Genomic DNA, 18,189 nt, shown 5'->3' with positions numbered 1-18,189 from the left:
GATTAATAAACGATTGCGAACGGGGCAGCGTTAGTAACGGATCACGATAGTTATAGTAAGCCGAGCATTTAAATTAGCGTGGACGTTTATAAAAGGGCGCTGCTACCACCTCGGCACGCAGGCGCTTGCCACGAATCTCGACCTCCAGCGGTGTGGATAGGGAACTGAAACGGCAGTCCACCAGAGCCAAACCCAGATTACGCTTTAAGGTGGGCGACTGGGTTCCCGTTGTGACCTCGCCAATGTGCTGTCCTTCCGCAAAAACGGGATAATGGGCACGCGGTATGCCGCGGTCGAGCATTTCCAGTCCGATCAGCTTGCGCGGAATACCTTGTTCTTTCTGACGTTGCAGGGCCTCTCTGCCGATAAAATCTCCCTTATTCAGCTTGACGAAGAAGCCTAAACCAGCTTCCAGTGGGGAAATGGTAGCGGACAACTCCTGCCCGTACAGCGGTAGCCGCGCTTCGAAGCGCAGCGTATCCCTGGCTCCAAGTCCGGCGGGAACCAGACCATACGGCTCACCGATGCGAAGCAATCCGTCCCACACTGCCGGTGCATCCACCGCAGGCACATAGAATTCAAAGCCGTCTTCCCCCGTGTATCCGGTGCGGGAGACGAGCGCTTTTGCCCCGAACAACTGCACATCCTCATTGAATCGGAAGGATGCCAGCTTCGTAATGTCCGTGTCTGTCACGGCTGCGGCAATACGAGCAGCTTCAGGTCCTTGCAATGCCAGCAGTGCTACCGCATCTGATACGTTTTCCAGATGAACGGATGCAGGAGCATGGCGAAGCAGCCAATCCCAATCCTTGTCGATATTGGAGGCATTCACAACGAGCATGTAACGCTCCGACCCTTTACAGTAAACAAGCAGGTCGTCTACTACACCTCCATCCGGGTAACACAGGAGCGAGTATTGGGCCTGACCTGGCTCCAACTGACTGACATCGTTCGTCGTTACCTGTTGCAGAAATGCTTCGGCTTCCTGGCCTTCGACCAAGAATTCACCCATATGCGATACATCGAACAATCCCGCACGTTGTCGGACGGCCTCATGCTCCTTTTGAATGCCACTGAACTGTACAGGCAGCTCCCAGCCGCCAAAATCAATGCAACGAACCCCCGGCAGCGTGCCGTAGGACGAATACAGCGGCGTTTTTCGCAAGTTAGTCATTTTTCCACTCCTATCCGGTGTGATCAGCTAAACAAAAAAGACAGGCCGAAAAAAACGTATGAACGGCAGTCCACACACTTTTTTTCAGCTCTGTCCTTGATACCTGAGAGTTACCCCGGTGCGTACCAGGTTTCCCCTTGGGTGATCCGCCTGTATGGCGAATGCTCTCCAGAGATGCGTCCGGCAGAGGTCCTTTTGCCTGAGAGATTCACCTGCGATGCAGGTTTACTCCTTCGGCGCTGCCCTTGGATCAGCTATATGCCATCCGGTCCTGCCGGTAACAGCTTGATTCCACTCGCTTGCTACCTTGTTTTCACAAGTGGCAGCAGCTATGCGAGTTTTTGGCAGTCTCTCCCTCCACGTTCATCCGCGTTTACAGTTATCGGGTATTTCCAAAAGCACTTGTTATAACCCATTAATACGCAAATTTATTCGAAATGTCAACAAAAATGTCATGAAAAATATTATTAAAAACATTTTATTCATAGATAAGGATATGTAAGCGTTTGTTATATCCTGTCGTATTTTTAATTAAAACAACATATGGAGGGATATGAAATATTTTTGTTAGTATTATTGACATAATAGTTCTTCTTGTCATAATCTTAACCTGTCATAGATGGGTAGGCGAAACGATGTAATCCATATGGAAGCGAGGCGGAGCAGGATGAGTGAAGTGAAGCAGCATTTGTGGTACACGGAGGAACACGAGTGGGTTCAGCGCACAGAGGATGGAACGGTACGAATCGGTATCACGGACTTTGCACAGCATCAACTAGGGGATATCGTTTTCGTGGAGCTGCCTGGGGAGGGAGCAACGATTGAGCAGGGGGCAGAGATTGGTACTATTGAATCGGTAAAGACAGTATCCGACCTGTTCGCTCCGGTGACGGGAACGGTGTTGAAGGTGAATGAAGAACTGGAAACCACGCCTGAACTGGTAAACGAGTCTCCCTATGAAAAAGGCTGGATGATCGAAGTGGAGATTGGAGAAGATGTAGAGGAAGCACTAAGCAAGCTGCTGTCTGCGGATCAGTACGAGCAGTTGACTGCCAATGAGTAATAATGGGGCAAATTAGGTTGGATAACTGAATAAGAGTGGCGTTTGTCCGCTCGGTTTTGTATAAAAATAGTCGCGATGATTGGGCATAGCGGCTATTTTTTGCTGTCTTTTTTAGCAAGCGTAATTACGTGTTTTTTCCTTACTTAGAGGTTATTCCTTGTACAGAAATGGTATAGATGACGCATGGTTTCTCGACTAATTTCTAACGTTACAGGCCATATTAAGAGGAATTATGCCTAATGATTTCGCGCCTGTTTATCTTAAATTTAAATGTTGTCATCAACGTTCATGACGAAAGTACGTTTTCATTTCGTTGATGAAGATAGCGTTGTCATTTAGTATGAATTTTAAGAAAAGGTAGTGATGCTTATTACCTGAGTATTTTGCAGCAATCCCAAGAGCGATTTCAAATCATCAATAGATAGATCGAAACGGTTTAGTTCGTCTATCTATTGTACTTTCGAGCGTAGGGAATCGAATGATGCAAAATGCTGACCTATAAGGAGGATATGAATATGAGCACAGTGGACGCAAAGTCCAATTCAAACGGAGGCGCACGCGTTGCCGTACAGCGTTTTGGTCGTTTTCTCAGTGGTATGGTTATGCCCAATATGGGAGCTTTTATCGCGTGGGGATTGATCACGGCACTTTTTATTCCGACCGGATGGTTCCCAAATGAGGGTTTTGCACAACTGGTTGATCCGATGAAAAATTATTTGCTGCCGCTGCTGATCGGTTATACGGGTGGCACCATGATTCACGGACAGCGCGGAGGTGTGATCGGGGCCATTATGACGATGGGTGTCATTGTCGGGGCGGACATTCCGATGTTCCTCGGCGCGATGGTAGCGGGTCCGTTGGCTGCATGGATATTGAAGAAGTTCGACAAGGCGATTGACGGCAAAGTTAAATCAGGCTTTGAAATGCTGGTCAATAATTTCTCGGCAGGGATTATCGGGGCGATTTTAGCGCTGCTTGCCCACGTGGCAATCGGACCGTTTGTACAAATTATCAGTCAAGTGTTGTCAGCAGGGGTACAGTTCCTCGTAAACGCAGGGCTTTTGCCGCTCGTCAACCTCATTATTGAGCCCGGAAAAGTATTATTTTTAAACAACGCATTGAACCACGGAGTATTAAGTCCAATTGCGCTGGAGGAAGCTTCAAGAACAGGCAAATCCGTTTTGTTCATGCTTGAATCCAACCCTGGACCGGGGCTCGGTATTTTGCTGGCCTACTGCCTGTTTGGTAAAGGCTCTGCGAAGTCGTCGGCTCCCGGCGCGGTCATCATTCACTTTTTCGGCGGGATTCATGAAATTTATTTCCCTTATATTTTGATGAAGCCGATTCTGATTCTTGCTGCTATAGCAGGAGGCGTGGTGGGAACCTTCTGTTTCATGCTGACAGGTGCCGGACTGGTTGCAGCACCTTCACCGGGCAGTATCATCGCTTATTTCCTGATGACACCAAAAGGCGGATATTTGCCAATGCTGAGCGGTGTGATTGCTGCTGCGGTCGTATCATTTGCTGTTGCTGCTGTGTTACTCAAGACAGGTAAGCAAAAAGAAGAGGGTCTTGAGGAAGCGGCCTCCCGCATGAAGGATATGAAAACTCAAACTCAAAGTAAGGCTGCAGGCGAAAATGCCACTGTAACGGAAGATAACCGCGAAGCTGATCGGGCTGCGGGGATTGTCGAAGTTCAAACGCTCAAGGATAAATCAGATGTGAACAAGATCGTCTTTTCCTGTGATGCAGGTATGGGCTCAAGCGCTATGGGCGCCTCGATTTTACGCAAAAAAATGAAGCAGGCGGGTGTGGATGTTACGGTAACGAACACGGCAATCAGTGAGATTCCGCAGGATGCGGATATTGTTATTACGCAAAAAACGTTGACGGACCGGGCTAAAACGGTGGCTCCAAATGCCGAGCATATTTCTATTGATAATTTCCTGAAGAGTCCTGCATACGAAGCGCTGGTGGAACGTCTGAAATCCGATTCTTAATCCCCTGGAGTATTCAGGCCGCCTTGTATGCAGTTCGTTTGTTCTGCTGAAGGGATGAGCTTGGGAAGGAACGGTATCGCTTATGAATATTACGAAACGACAACGTGACATCGTGGAATACCTTCTGGAGCAGTCCCAAGAGGTAACGGCTGGGGAAATTGCCACGAAGATTAATGTCAGCACAAGGACGGTTCACCGGGAACTCAGCGCAGTCGAGCATTGGCTAGCGGCTCATGAGGTAAAGCTGGAGAAAAAATCAGGGATTGGTATCTATGTGGATGCCGACCCGGCTCAGCTTGTATGTCTGCGGGAGCAATTGATGCATACGAAGTCGGACGAATATTCGGCTGAGGAGAGAAAGATTGTAGTCCTCTGTATGCTGCTGGATTCACAGGATCCGATCAAGCTGCTGGCGCTGGCTGCTGATTTGAAGGTCACGGTAACTACTGTCAGTCATGATCTGGACGAATTGCAAGACTGGATTGGGAAACGAGGACTCGTGCTTGTTCGCAGACGCGGGTACGGCGTCGAGATTACAGGCCGGGAGATGGACAAAAGACGGGCGATTTCCGAGCTGGCTCTAGAGTATTTGGATGAATCGGATCTGTTTTCTAGCCGTGAGGAGCTCCGTCCTGTGACACGTGTCGCTGACAAGTTGCTGGAGATGATTGGCAGAGAGAACCTGCTGACCGTGGAAAATGCCCTCTGGCAGCCCCATGAGAAATGGCTGAAAAGCATGGTGGAAAGCAAATATATGGAGCTGTTGATTCAAATTTGCGTTTCGCTGGCACGTCTGCGACTTGGATACGTTGTGGATCACCGTCCCTCGTATTCCAAATCAGATTCGGATGAGAATATCATGCTGCGCACAGCTATGGTGGAACGCATATGCACTGAATTGTCAGAGGCGCTGGATATTGATTTTCCGGAGCCGGAACGATCTTATTTCAGACTGTTGTTCCGGGATGCCGAGGATCATTCCACCCGGCTGCTGCCGCTGGATGATCTCGTACTGCTGGAGTCGGTTCATGAGTTGATTCGTCGTGTGGAGGAAGAGACAGATACGCCATTGGCAGAGGATCGCGTTCTGCGTGAAGGACTGATTGCCCATATGGCTCCTGTACTCAAACGTTTGAAGGAAGGAAGATCCATCCGCAATCCTCTGCTCCAGCAAATCCGCAAGGATTACGGCAACTTGTTCGACTCGGTGAAGAAGGCTGCGGCGGACATGACAGAAATGGAAGTGCCGGATGAAGAGATCGGATTTCTCGTCATGCATTTCGGAGCTTCGCTGGAGCGGCTGCGACAATTGCGGCGGGAGGTGCGGGCCATCGTCGTCTGTACGAGCGGCATTGGATCCTCCAGGCTGCTGGCAACAAGGCTCGCCAAGGAGCTGCCACAGATCAAAATCGTGGATAGGGCCTCATGGTATGAGGCAGCGCGGATTCCGAAAGAGGATTATGATCTGATCATTTCGACGGTGGAGCTACCGCTTGAACCGGATCGTTATCTCAAGATCAGCCCGCTGCTGACGCAGGAGGAAAGTGATCGCCTGCGTCATTTTATCCAGCATATTACACTCAAGCACCCCAATGATCAGCAGCAGGAACAGTCCGTTCAGCCCGGTCAGGGGATGGAATGGCTCACCGGGCTGCGAAGAAGTATCGAGGAAATTGTACACATTGTACAGCAATTTCAAGTATATACGCTAGAAAATCAGGGGATGGATATGCAGGCTACCGTACAGGCTATCTGCATGCTGGAGGCGGGGCGGGGGAATATTACAGAGCCTTCTGTCATTGCTGCACAACTCATGGAAAGAGAGCGCCAGGGTAGTCAGGTGATCCTTGATACCTCCATTGCTTTGTTTCATACGCGTAGCCACTATATTCGCCAGCCTTCGCTTACCCTGTATAAGCTGGCAGAGCCGCTGCTGGCGGATGCAGGCGAACAGGTAGATTGCGTGCTGCTTATGCTGGGACCTCGTGAACTGCCGAGAGAAAGTCTGGAGGTATTGAGCGAGATTAGTGCATTACTACTTCGGGAAGACATGGTTACGCTACTGAAACACGGTAGCCGTGAGCATATCTCCAATTATATATCGAGTGAACTGGCTGAATTTTTTCACAGTAAATTAGGGACAGGGAGGAACCTACCGTGAGCATTATGACGATAGACAAAGTAAAAATGAACGCAACCGCCAAAGATAAATATGAGGCGATTCGTATGGCTGGACAAATCCTGCTGGATGCGGGACATATTACAGGTGAGTACATTGACAAGATGCTGGAACGCGAGGAGATCGTGTCCACCTATATCGGGAACGGGCTGGCTATTCCACACGGCACGAAGGAATCCAAGACGTTCATTCAATCGACAGGCATCTCAATCATTCAGTTCCCGCAAGGTGTAGATTTTGGGGAAGAAAAAGCATATATGGTGATCGGCATCGCAGCACAAGGCGGCGATCATATGGAGATTTTGACGAGTATCGCTGTGGTGTGTGCCGAGGAAGAAAACATGGACAAACTTCGCAGCGCGGTGACCCCTCAGGAAATTATAGATCTGTTCGAAAGTGAGATGGAGCTATGAGAGCCGTCCACTTTGGAGCAGGAAATATCGGTCGCGGCTTTATCGGATTGATTCTGTCGCGTGCAGGCTATGAGGTTGTCTTTTCGGATGTTAACGACACCCTTGTATCCGAGTTACGGCGGCGCAAGCAATACACTGTAGAGTTGGCGAATGATACCAGGGATACGGAAACGGTCACGAATGTAACCGCGATTGACGGCAAAGATGCAGGGGCTGTAGCGGATGCGGTAGACCACGCTGATCTGGTAACGACCGCAGTGGGTGTCAGCATCCTCAAGCATATTGCAGCAGGCATTGCCGAGGGAATTAAGCGGCGGGTAGAGCGCGGGGCAGCGCCGCTGCATGTGATTGCCTGCGAAAATGCAATCGGAGGCAGCGCCCAACTGAAGGAGCATGTTTTTGCGCTACTGGATGAGGCGACTCGTGCCAAGGCGGAGACTGCGGTGTATTTTCCGAATGCTGCTGTAGACCGGATTGTGCCGATCCAGCATCATGAGGACCCGTTGCATGTGCAGGTAGAGCCCTTTTACGAGTGGGTAGTGGATCGTTCGCAAATGGCTCCTGACCATGAAGAGATTGAAGGTATCCTTTACGTGCAGAATCTGGAGCCTTACATTGAACGCAAGCTGTTCACGGTGAATACGGGACATTGCGTGGCGGCCTACCTTGGTTATGCTACGGGTTATGCCACCATTCAGGAAGCGATGAAGGATGACAAGGTGGTGGATTCTATCCAAGGGGCACTGGAGGAAACAGGGGCGGTGCTTGTGAAGCGCTTCGGTTTGGATCAGGGAGAGCATCAGAAGTACATCTCCAAAATTTTAGATCGCTTCCGCAACCCTAATCTGACAGACGAGGTCACTCGGGTTGGACGTTCACCATTGCGGAAGCTGTCTCCCAATGACCGTCTTGTACGTCCGGCACTGCAAGCGGAGGAGTATGACATCTTGACGGATCATCTGGCGCTAGGAATGGCTGCTGCCTGTAAATTTGATATTGCGGAGGACCCTGAGGCGGTCGAGCTTCAGCAGGTGATCCGCAGCGAAGGACTGGGTGTGGCGCTGACACGCTATACATCCATACCCGCAGACCACCCGCTACATCGGCAGGTATTGGAGCAATATGATATTATAAATTCATAAAACAACGTAATATCGCGCATTATTTTCGATAATCCTCTTGAAGCCAATACATCTACTACCAACACCCGCAAAAGCGTGTTCTGTAGAGATGTGCTTCAAGAGGATTTTTTATGCGTGATTTACATCACATAACAACCTGTCTAAATTGTTTATATTGATAATGATTATCATTATCCATCAAATGGGTCATCATCATATCTTTTTAGGGAGGATTACAGTGAAACCGATCTATGTTACCTTAGGGTTTCTATTTTTGGCGCTTGGAGTCATTGGCGTGGTGGTACCGTTGCTGCCGACTACGCCGTTTTTGCTGCTGGCAGCCTTTTTCTTTATGCGGGGGTCTGAACGGCTCCATCATTGGTTTTCGAATACCTCTTTGTACCATAAGCATCTGGAAAGCTTTGTCCAAACAAGATCGTTGAAGCTGTCCACAAAAGTAATGACTCTGGGATTGGCGTCAGCCATGCTCATTACCGGCTTTATTTTAACCCCGCCAGTGTGGGCCAAGGTGATTATCGGGTTAGTCATCCTCTTCAAATATTATTACTTTATATTCAGGATCGGAACGGTGAGAGGCACTACAGCGGAAACTCCGTCCTCAAGCTCATCTGTAGCTGAGCTTGCTGATACCACGAAGAAAAGGTCTAAAATGGTCGACAGCCGTCTGCTTGGTCTGGTGGAGCATTCCCGAAAGTATATCGTTCTGGGCGTGCTTGTGCAGTGGATTGGTCTTTTAGGCAGTATAGCCGCTGTTTTGTCCATGTCCTATGTTTTGCAGCAGGCATGGGCGGGACAAGTTACCCGTAAGCTGATCCTATCTGTGACGGCCATTGTTATTGCTGCGATTGCAGTCCGATGCTTGTGCAATTATGCAGCCAGTATGCTGTCCTATCGGGCCTCCGTGAATGCCAAAAAAACGCTGCGCTCGCAAATTTACGGCAAGCTGCTAAAGCTGGGGCCGGCGTATACGGATCATACCTCCACGTCGGGGGTTATTCAGGTTGCTGTAGAAGGAGTGGAGCAGCTTGAAACCTATTTTGGCAGATACATGCCTCAGCTATTTTACAGTCTGCTTGCACCCGTAACGTTGTTCATCACACTATCCTTTGTCAGCTTCAAGGCTGCCATTATTCTGTTGATCTGCGTTCCGCTGATTCCGGTGTCGATTATAGTCATTATGAGGATGGCTAAAAAGCTGTTTCGCAAATATTGGGGCAGCTATGTCAATCTGGGTCACAGCTTTTTGGAAAATGTACAGGGTCTGACCACACTTAAAATATATGGAACAGACCAGCAGAAGCACCAGGAAATGAACACGGCGGCCGAGGATTTTCGCAAAATGACCATGAAAGTACTGACCATGCAGCTTAATTCGGTGGCAGTCATGGACCTTATTGCATTTGGCGGTGCCGCTGCTGGTGTTCTGGTCGCAGTGAGCGAATATACCGCTGGTCATATCGGCTTGGCGGGAGCGCTGATCATTGTGCTGCTGTCGGCGGAGTTCTTCATTCCGCTGCGTCTGCTGGGCTCTTACTTTCATATCGCCATGAACGGGATGGCAGCGAGTGACAAAATATTTCAAATTCTGAGTACAGAGGAACTGGTACAAGGAAAAGAAAGCATCGAGACTACCGATATTCGACTGGATCAGGTGAATTTTGCCTACGACGAAAGGGACACCCTGCGAAATATATCTATGGATATTCCTCAGGGCAGCTTCATTTCCATTGTCGGGGAATCAGGCTCTGGTAAAAGCACGGTAGCCGGATTAATCGTTGGTCATCATGAGGGTTATCAAGGAAGTCTGACCGTTGGAGGAACCGAGCTTGCCGCCATTTCAGAAGAAAGCCGTATGCGGCATATGACCTGGATCGGCTTCAACAGCTATATTTTTAAGGGCACGGTCGGAGCTAATTTGAAAATGGGCAATGAGCACGCGAATGAGGAACAAATGCTGGAAGCGTTGCGGCAGGTGAAGCTGTATGACTTTGTTCTCTCACAGGGAGGGCTGGAAGTAGAGCTGGAGGAGCAGGGAACCAACCTGTCAGGGGGACAACGCCAACGGCTAGCGCTGGCAAGAGCGCTGCTGCATGATAGTAGCGTGTACATTTTTGACGAGGCTACCTCTAACATAGACAGTGAGAGCGAGGAAGGTATTATGGAGGTTATACATGCGTTGGCAGGCCGAAAAACCATTATTCTCATCTCGCATAGACTGGAAAATGTTGTCCAATCCGACCGTATTTATGTGCTGCAAAACGGCTTGGTGGCAGAATCGGGAACGCATCATGAGCTGTTGAGCCAGCAGGGACATTATGCGGAGATGTATCTCAGTCAACTCCGGGTAGAGCAGTTTGTAAAAGGGGGTGCTGTATATGCGTAGACACGGATTACGGATCATGGCCCAATTACTGGTACTGGCCGGGCCTCTTTTACCAGTGCTACTCATAACGATTGTTACAGGAGTGCTTGGATTTGCTTGTGCTATTGGCATTATTGTCTATGGAGCCCTTGCCCTGTTTACAGCAACGGGCATCACGACAGGCTACAGTATGACGTTTCTGCTCACGGCCATCGTGATTTGTGCTGTACTGCGTGGGGTGTTCCGTTATGGCGAGCAAATGAGTGGTCATTACCTCGCCTTCAAACTGCTGGCTGTGCTGCGTGACAAGGTGCTTCAAGCCCTGCGCAGACTGGCGCCAGCCAAGCTCGAAGGCAAGGACAAAGGAAATCTGATCTCGCTGATTACGAGTGATATTGAGCTGCTGGAAGTGTTTTATGCACACACGATAGCGCCTGTTATGATCGGCATCATCATTTCACTGCTAATGGTATTCTTTATCGGTTCTTATGAGCCTCTATTAGGTTGGCTCGCTGCGCTTGCTTACATCACAGTCGGCCTGTTTATTCCTCTGCTAACCTCGCGTATGGGCAGACGTCAGGGCATGGAATACCGGAGCAGCTTCGGCAAGCTGAGCAGTTATTTTCTGGACAGCCTGCGTGGTATGAAGGAAATTGTGCAATACGGGCGCGGAGAACAGCGACTGTCTGAGATTAACCGTCGCACGGATCAATTGGATGCCAAGCAGAAGAGCTTGAAGCATCATGAAGGCATTACAAGGGCGATAACGGATGCGGCGGTCGTGGGATTTTCATTTCTGATGCTGCTGGCTGGATTGTATGGTATGTCCAAGGGGCAAGTCAGCTTTACAGGGATGCTTATTTCCGTCATTGCCCTGTTTAGCTCGTTTGGCCCGGTAGTTGCGCTTAGCAATTTGTCCAACAATCTGCTGCAAACGCTGGCGAGCGGGGAACGCGTACTGAGTCTGCTGGAGGAAACCCCGGAGGTCGAGGAAAATATCGGGGGAATGAGCGTTGCCTTTTCCGGGGCGAAGGTAGACAAGGTAACTTTTGCATATGAGGGCCAGACGGTGTTGGATGATGTAAGTCTCACGATACCGCACAAGCGGATTACAGGTATTCAGGGTAAAAGCGGCTCTGGCAAGTCCACTTTGCTCAAGCTGTTGATGCGATTCAGGGACCCACAGCAGGGCGGGATATTGTTCTCTGGACATGATTTGAAAGAAATCGGAACGAAGCATTTGAGAGGTCTGCAAAGCTATGTGGATCAGGATACGTTCCTGTTTGATGATACGATTGCGGCCAATATTAAAATTGGAAAACCTGATGCTACGCATGAGCAGGTTGTGGAAGCAGCCCGCAGGGCGTCGGTGCATGATTTTATTATGACCTTGCCTCAAGGATATGACAGCCGTGTCGGAGAATTGGGGGACAGGCTGTCCGGTGGTGAACGTCAGCGGCTGGGGCTGGCCAGAGCCTTGGTTCATGATGCTCCGCTCCTGCTGCTCGATGAGCCTACCAGCAATTTGGACAGCCTGAACGAAGCGATCATTTTAAAATCGTTAAAGGAACAGCAGCAGGATAAAACGATTGTCCTTGTTTCCCACCGAAGCTCCACCATGCGGATTGCGGACGACATGTTTCAGATGGATAACCGCAGGCTGTCCTGATTTTTTTTACATATGTGTTTGAAGGGATAAAGGGAGTTATTTATGGTGCTTGGAGGGCTGCTGCTGTAGCCTGTTCATAGTTTTGTCATAAAATGGAGTGTGCGTGTGAAATGAAAGCAGCATCCGTATTTGAAATCATCCGACTTTTCAAGCTTGTCTTATTTTGATAGCCTAGTAGGTAAGGATTTTTGCAAAATCCTGAGGTATATTGACAAGTCGTAAACATCATAAATGATGGATGAACAGAGGCTGAAAGCCGATGTACAGAAATGGGTGGTGAACAGGAATGTCTGATTTCAATCAACTCAAGGAGCTTGAGCACACAACATATCCCACATATGAAGGCCATGATTTGGGTCTTACTTATACGCCTGCGGGCAGCATGTTTAAAGTATGGGCACCGACTGCAAAGCAGGTCCATGTAGCGCTATATGACAACGTTGGATTGTACGACCAGGAAGGTAACGTTCAGGACCATAGCGGTGGCCGGGAATTTCCGATGAGCCGTGATGAGCGTGGTGTATGGTCCGTAGAGCTGGAAGGCGACTGGAACAAGTATTATTACATGTACAGGCTGGAATGGGCAGACAGTACCCTTCATTATGCCGCCGACCCTTATGCGACAGCGGTATCAGCCAATGGACAGCGTACGGCCATTGTTGATTTGGCTCAAACCCATCCGGACGGATGGAAAGAGGATGCTGGACCCACACTTGCCCGGGCTACGGATGCTATTATATATGAGCTTCATGTGCGTGATTTTTCAATGGATACACATTTTAATACTGGAGAAAAAGGCTTATCTGCCGCACAAGGACGGTTTGCAGCCTTTACGTATACGGGACTAAAAGATTCGGTGGGCAACAGCATCGGACTGGATCATTTGCTGGAGCTGGGCATTACACATGTCCATCTGCTTCCAGTAGCTGATTTCCATACGGTAAATGATTTTGCGGAACAGGGCACGGAATATAACTGGGGCTATGATCCGCAGCACTATAATGTGCCTGAGGGATCTTATTCCTCGAATCCGGCTGACCCGGAGGCACGAATACGGGAGTTGAAGCTGCTGGTGCAATCCCTGCATACTGCTGGCATCGGTGTCATTATGGACGTCGTATACAACCATACCTTCTCGGTGGAAAAAGGGCCGTTTGAGCCCGTTGTACCGGGTTACTATTACCGTACGGATGAGCATGGGCAGCTCTCCAACGGCTCGGGTGTGGGTAATGAGGTGGCAAGCGAACGCCCGATGGTTCGCAAGTATATCAAGGATTCACTGCGCTATTGGGCAGAGGAATATCATATAGACGGCTTCCGCTTTGATCTGATGGGCCTGATGGATACGCCGACGGTGGAGCAGCTTACACAGGAGCTTCGCTCCGAGGTTCGGCCCGATCTGCTCATTTATGGAGAGCCTTGGACGGGAGGAGAATCCCCGCAGACTCTGCTTACGTTAAAAGGAACACAACGGGACAAAGGCTTTGCCGTTTTCAATGACAACTACCGTTCTGCTATTAAGGGTGACAGTGATGGTACCGCAAGCGGCTTTGCTACGGGGGCATGGGATCAGGAGGAGTTGGTGCTTAAAGGTGCTTTTGGAGCTATTCATGATTTTACGGCTCAACCTTCGGAAACGGTCAATTATGTCACGGCTCACGATAATCTCAACCTGTGGGATAAAATTTTGACGGTGCGGTATTTGCGGGAGCGTTGCGGTTTTCCGCAATGGGAGCAGGGTCAGCCGCAGGATGGGAGAACAGCTGAACAAGCCGTGGCGGAAGCAGACCCGTACCGGGAATTGAATGAGCATGAATTGCTGGAGGACGAAACTGTACGCAAATCCTTGCTGGCAAACGGCATGGTACTGACCTCCCAGGGCATTCCCTTTATCCATGCAGGTGATGAACTGTTGCGCTCCAAATATGGAGACCATAATAGCTATCGTAGTGTAGATGTGGTGAATGCTATTCGGTGGGAGAACAAGGCGAGATTTCGTCCTATATTTGATTACTATCAGGGGTTAATCGCTTTACGGCGCAGTCACCCGGCATTCCGAATGGATCACCGGGAGCTGGTGGAGCAGCATATGGAGGTGCTGCACAGCAGTGGGCATGTGGTGGCTTTTGCATTGAGGCACCATGCAAACGGCGATACCTGGAATTATATTGTGGTGATTTATAACGGCTCGGATATGGAGCAGACGATACTGCTGCCTCCGGAATCGGATCGCTGGCATGTCGTTGTGGATGCTCACGGGGCTGGAAATGAGATACGGTATGAAGTAGCAGGCCATCGTGTGGCCGTTTCGCGCTGGTCGATGATGGTACTGTATGATCAGGAGGAACCCGCTCAGTCATCCCTTTTGACTTTACAGGATCAGACGACCGAGCTAGGGGAGAACGGATTGGCAGGCTCGGATGAAGGAACAGACCAGGAAATCGCAGGTCACTACGAAGAAGCAGCGTTGTATCGCACCGTTGAGTTGATTTACGAGCGTGCGGATCGACAATATTCCGGCTGGAATGTGTGGGTATGGGGCACCGGATACCGGGACGGACATGTAGAATTGAGTGAATTGGATGACGGTCGCGCAGTAGCGCGTATTCAAGTGGCTCCTTATGTGCGGCGTATCGGCTACATCGTCCGCCTCAATCAGTGGGATGCCAAGGATATTGAGGCCGATCGGTATATTGATGTAGACCTGAACCGATCTGTGATGCAGGTATTGATTCACAGTGGCAGAGAAGAATATTTGCTGCTGGTCAACGACAACCGGGCAGGATAGCTCTATAGGGGTGGTTGTCTTTCGTACATTGAATAGCATTTTTCGAGGATTTCGAGAAATGCTATTTTTTTATGCAAACGTGTGTCAGTTTCAGAAAAAAGGGGTAATATATAATTATGGACTTGTTTGGTTTTGCCAGCTTGCTGGCTTATACCTTGTAGTGCGACTGGTGAACAGGCAAGATTCTTGAGGAATAATCATTTGTAAGGTAACCTGAAGGAGGTTGTATATCATGAGTTCTAATGGAGGAAGTATTCAACTGACCGCCCAGCCGAGAACAGAGAAGAAGGGTTCGGCACTTCGTGGATTGAGGTTAAAAGGACGGATTCCAGCTGTGGTTTACGGCTCTGAGCTTGAAGGAACCCCTGTACATGTTGATGCCAAAGAATTTAATAAAGTAGTCAGAACCGGACGTTCCGAGGTGTTCAACCTCACAGTAGAGGGTGGAGAAACCATTCCGGTCATCATTAAGGATTATCAGCAGCGTGACAACCATTGGTTGCATGCCGATTTTCTGAAAATTTCCAAAAATAAGCCGCTTCGCGTACGGGTTTCTATTGATTATCAGGGTACACCTGTAGGTACAAAAACGGGCGGTATTCTGCAAATCCAGGAAACCGAGGTCGAAGTTGAGGGTCTTCCTGCTGACCTGCCATCTACCATTGAGGTGGATGTATCCGCACTGGATGTTGGTGACAAGCTGAGCGCAAGCGACCTGAAACTTCCTAAAGGAGTAACGTTGCACGTTCCTGAGGAAGAGCTGCTTGCTTCCATTATCGTTCCGCGTTCGGTTGAGGTGGAAAATGCTGCTGTGGCAGGCGATGCAGCTGCAACAGAAGGTACAGAAAAGGCTTCCGAAAACAAGGAAGCCTGATGCTGTAGGTCATCGAATAGATGGGTGCCTTCCTGCTAAAGACGGCTATTCAAAGATAAATGTAAAATCGCTCCCTGATCAGGGGGCGATTTTTTGCGTTTACATATGTCCCGGCATTATCTAATCCCTCGGTGTGTGTGTCTAATGGAGTAGGTTTTGTTGTCGCAGCGGTTATGCCGATTTTGAATATTGATAGCTTCATCATCGGGCTAATGGAGAGCGTATTTCTAAAAGCTATAATTTGATGGAAGTTGATGGTATAATTTGTGGCAGTTTTAAATGCTTCGTATATAGGGGGAAATGACCATGATCATCGGAAAGCAAGCGCCCAAACTAAAGGCTGGAGACGAGATACGCATTCTTTCGCCGTCCAGAAGTTTGTCTATCGTTTCCGAGAAAAATCGCCTGATCGCCCAGCAAAAGCTGGAGCAACTTGGATTTGCGGTGAGCTTTTCGCAACATGTGCTGGAAAGCGATGATTTTACATCTTCCTCAATAGAATCCAGAGTAGCAGATTTGCACGAAGCTTTTGCCGATCCGAAGGTGAAGGGCATTCTGACTGCCATTGGCGGGTATAATGCTAATCAGCTCCTTGCCCACCTTGACTATGAACTGATTGGCGCTCATCCTAAACGGTTATGTGGTTATTCGGATATTACTGCTTTAAGTCATGCCATATATGCAAAAACAGGGCTTATCACGTATGCAGGACCTCATTTTTTGACGTTCGGCATGTTGCAAGGAAATGAATATACATTAGCGTATTTTCAGAAAATGATGTTGGAGGAGGGGAGTATCCAAATTCAGTCCTCGCCTGAGTGGAGTGACGATACATGGTATTTGGATCAGGATCAACGAATCTTTTACCCCAATGTCGGGCCTTATGCGATTCACGAAGGAGAAGCACACGGTACGATTGTGGGTGGAAACCTGTGTACCCTGAATTTGTTGCAGGGAACGCCGTATATGCCGAGCCTGGAAGGAACGATTCTATTGGTTGAGGATGATTATGAAAGCTCTCCTGCTACGTTTGATCGGGATTTGCAATCCCTGCTGCTCCAGCCGGGCTTCGATCAGGTGAGAGGAATCATCATCGGGCGTTTTCAGCAGGCATCTAAAATGACGGAAAAGCTGCTGCGGCAAATCATTAGCTCGAAAAAGGAACTGGCCTCGATCCCGGTGATCGCAGATGCGGATTTCGGACACACCACACCGCAATTTACATATCCGATTGGCGGGAAGGCAAGTATTCGTGCCCGGAATGGCATGATTGATCTTGAAATATGTGAATAGTGAGTGGGGGAGAGAAGGCTTGATGATGGGTTTATATTTGGGAGGAACGCATGTGAACGGCTTTTTGGAAACGTTGATGCAGCTATTTGAACGCGCAGCGTTGTTGCTGATTTGTCTATTTTTTATTACCCGTATTCCCCGGTTTAAAGAAACCTTGCAAAAGAATAGCCATTCCCCGGCAGAGCTGACGCTATTGACGATGATTTTTTGTATGTTTGCGCTGTTCGGCACCTATACCGGGATCGAAGTCGAAGGGTCGCTCGTAAATGTTCGGATTATTGCGATTATGGCGGGTGGCATCTTATTTGGACCGTGGGTCGGGATTATTACGGGTATTGTATCGGGTATTCACCGTTATCTGATTGATATCGGGGGAGTGACCTCGATTCCGTGTCTGATTACGAGTATTCTGGCAGGTGTGGTATCGGGATATATCGGGCGCCGGGTCGACCGCTCCAAGAGGTGGCTGGTCGGCATTGCCGCCGGGATGATCTGCGAAACATTAACGATGCTGCTCATTCTGGTGATGGCACAACCGTATGAGCTTGGTTTGGACATCGTTTCGAAGATTGGTCTGCCCATGATTATGGGGCAAGTCAGCGTCGGTCTGATCGTTCTGCTGATTCAGAGTGTCGAGGGGGAAAAGGAAAATATCGCGGCCAGACAGGCCAAGCTGGCTCTAGATATTGCCAACAAGACGCTGCCTTATTTTCGCTCCATTAATGCCGAATCGCTGCATACCATTTGTTCGATCATTAAGGAGGATATCAAGGCGGACGCGGTGGCGATTACGGATACCAGGGATGTATTGGCCTACGTTGGTTTTGGAGAGGAACGTTATCATATCGGCGACGAGATCATTAGCGATGTGACCAAATCGACGATCCGCAGCGGTAAAATCACGATTCGCAACCATATTGCCGACGATAAAACACCCCAAATCCAGTCTCTGCTCATTATCCCGTTGGAGGAACGGGGAGAGGTTACCGGAACCCTGAAAATTTACTACCGCAAAGCTTATAAAATCACGTACCCGTTGCAAACAATGGCGATTGGCTTGTCCCAAATTATATCCACGTTAATGGAAGTATCGCGTGTGGAGCAAATTAAGGAAGCGGCGAATAAAGCCGAGTTGAAGGCGCTCCAGACTAAAATCAATCCGCATTTTCTGTTCAACGCGCTGAACGCCATTGCCTCTACGACGCGCACCAAGCCGGATAAGGCACGAGAGC

The 18,189-nt window shown here is 49.2% G+C and carries 12 protein-coding genes and 2 riboswitches; of the genes, 11 read left to right on the top strand and 1 reads right to left on the bottom strand.

The annotated features are described in order from the left end of the window. Positions 1-73: 73 nt before the first annotated feature. Positions 74-1,174 carry a glycine cleavage system aminomethyltransferase GcvT gene (gene gcvT, locus C1I60_RS23850; protein ID WP_137063983.1) on the bottom strand — a complete coding sequence of 367 codons (1,101 nt, stop codon included), beginning with the start codon at positions 1,172-1,174 and terminating at the stop codon, positions 74-76. An 80-nt stretch (positions 1,175-1,254) separates the two neighbouring features. Further along, positions 1,255-1,351, bottom strand: a riboswitch (glycine riboswitch). Beyond that, positions 1,352-1,442, bottom strand: a riboswitch (glycine riboswitch). 399 nt (positions 1,443-1,841) lie between these two features. Between gcvT and gcvH the strand changes: the two genes are divergently transcribed. From gcvH to C1I60_RS23795, 11 genes are all read left to right on the top strand, one after another. After that, positions 1,842-2,237 carry a glycine cleavage system protein GcvH gene (gene gcvH, locus C1I60_RS23845; RefSeq protein ID WP_137063982.1) on the top strand — a complete coding sequence of 132 codons (396 nt, stop codon included), beginning with the start codon at positions 1,842-1,844 and terminating at the stop codon, positions 2,235-2,237. A 515-nt stretch (positions 2,238-2,752) separates the two neighbouring features. Beyond that, entirely contained in the window at positions 2,753-4,237 is a 1,485-nt protein-coding gene (locus C1I60_RS23840; protein WP_137063981.1) for a PTS mannitol transporter subunit IIBC, read from the top strand. A gap of 82 nt (positions 4,238-4,319) precedes the next feature. Next, complete coding sequence (locus tag C1I60_RS23835) at positions 4,320-6,398, top strand: BglG family transcription antiterminator (protein ID WP_137063980.1); 2,079 nt, start codon at positions 4,320-4,322, stop codon at positions 6,396-6,398. Continuing rightward, complete coding sequence (locus C1I60_RS23830; protein ID WP_137063979.1) at positions 6,395-6,829, top strand: PTS mannitol transporter subunit IIA; 435 nt, start codon at positions 6,395-6,397, stop codon at positions 6,827-6,829. Before C1I60_RS23835 ends, C1I60_RS23830 begins: the two co-directional genes overlap by 4 nt. Continuing rightward, a complete protein-coding gene (locus tag C1I60_RS23825) occupies positions 6,826-7,971 on the top strand; it encodes a mannitol-1-phosphate 5-dehydrogenase (RefSeq protein ID WP_137063978.1) in 1,146 nt (381 codons plus the stop codon). The genes C1I60_RS23830 and C1I60_RS23825 overlap by 4 nt, the downstream gene beginning before the upstream one ends. Before the next feature lie 217 nt (positions 7,972-8,188). Next, positions 8,189-10,354 (top strand): DUF454 family protein, encoded by a 2,166-nt coding sequence (locus C1I60_RS23820; protein ID WP_137063977.1) that lies wholly within the window; start codon positions 8,189-8,191, stop codon positions 10,352-10,354. Next, entirely contained in the window at positions 10,347-12,002 is a 1,656-nt protein-coding gene (cydC, locus tag C1I60_RS23815) for a thiol reductant ABC exporter subunit CydC (RefSeq protein ID WP_137063976.1), read from the top strand. The genes C1I60_RS23820 and cydC overlap by 8 nt, the downstream gene beginning before the upstream one ends. A 286-nt stretch (positions 12,003-12,288) precedes the next feature. After that, positions 12,289-14,790 carry a type I pullulanase gene (gene pulA, locus C1I60_RS23810; protein WP_137063975.1) on the top strand — a complete coding sequence of 834 codons (2,502 nt, stop codon included), beginning with the start codon at positions 12,289-12,291 and terminating at the stop codon, positions 14,788-14,790. A 232-nt stretch (positions 14,791-15,022) separates the two neighbouring features. Further along, a complete protein-coding gene (locus C1I60_RS23805; protein ID WP_137063974.1) occupies positions 15,023-15,664 on the top strand; it encodes a 50S ribosomal protein L25 in 642 nt (213 codons plus the stop codon). Between the two features lie 306 nt (positions 15,665-15,970). Further along, on the top strand, positions 15,971-16,957 hold the full coding sequence (locus C1I60_RS23800; RefSeq protein WP_137063973.1) for a S66 family peptidase: 987 nt from the start codon (positions 15,971-15,973) through the stop codon (positions 16,955-16,957). Between the two features lie 52 nt (positions 16,958-17,009). After that, positions 17,010-18,189 (top strand): ECF transporter S component (locus C1I60_RS23795; protein ID WP_289306545.1); only part of this gene is annotated, 1,180 nt, incomplete at its 3' end.

It is taken from the genome of Paenibacillus terrae (assembly GCF_005217525.1).
GTDB classification, from domain to species: Bacteria; Bacillota; Bacilli; order Paenibacillales; family Paenibacillaceae; genus Paenibacillus; species Paenibacillus terrae_C.
The sequence above is the reverse complement of the archived record's forward strand: the minus strand, read 5'-3'. Positions and strand labels throughout refer to the sequence as shown.

Coding starts and splice junctions, on each gene's coding strand:
- gcvT (WP_137063983.1), bottom strand. CDS start 1,174: ATGACTAACTTGCGAAAAACGCCGCTGTATTCGTCCTACGGCACGCTG.
- gcvH (WP_137063982.1), top strand. CDS start 1,842: ATGAGTGAAGTGAAGCAGCATTTGTGGTACACGGAGGAACACGAGTGG.
- pulA (WP_137063975.1), top strand. CDS start 12,289: ATGTCTGATTTCAATCAACTCAAGGAGCTTGAGCACACAACATATCCC.
- C1I60_RS23800 (WP_137063973.1), top strand. CDS start 15,971: ATGATCATCGGAAAGCAAGCGCCCAAACTAAAGGCTGGAGACGAGATA.
- C1I60_RS23835 (WP_137063980.1), top strand. CDS start 4,320: ATGAATATTACGAAACGACAACGTGACATCGTGGAATACCTTCTGGAG.
- C1I60_RS23805 (WP_137063974.1), top strand. CDS start 15,023: ATGAGTTCTAATGGAGGAAGTATTCAACTGACCGCCCAGCCGAGAACA.
- C1I60_RS23825 (WP_137063978.1), top strand. CDS start 6,826: ATGAGAGCCGTCCACTTTGGAGCAGGAAATATCGGTCGCGGCTTTATC.
- cydC (WP_137063976.1), top strand. CDS start 10,347: ATGCGTAGACACGGATTACGGATCATGGCCCAATTACTGGTACTGGCC.
- C1I60_RS23840 (WP_137063981.1), top strand. CDS start 2,753: ATGAGCACAGTGGACGCAAAGTCCAATTCAAACGGAGGCGCACGCGTT.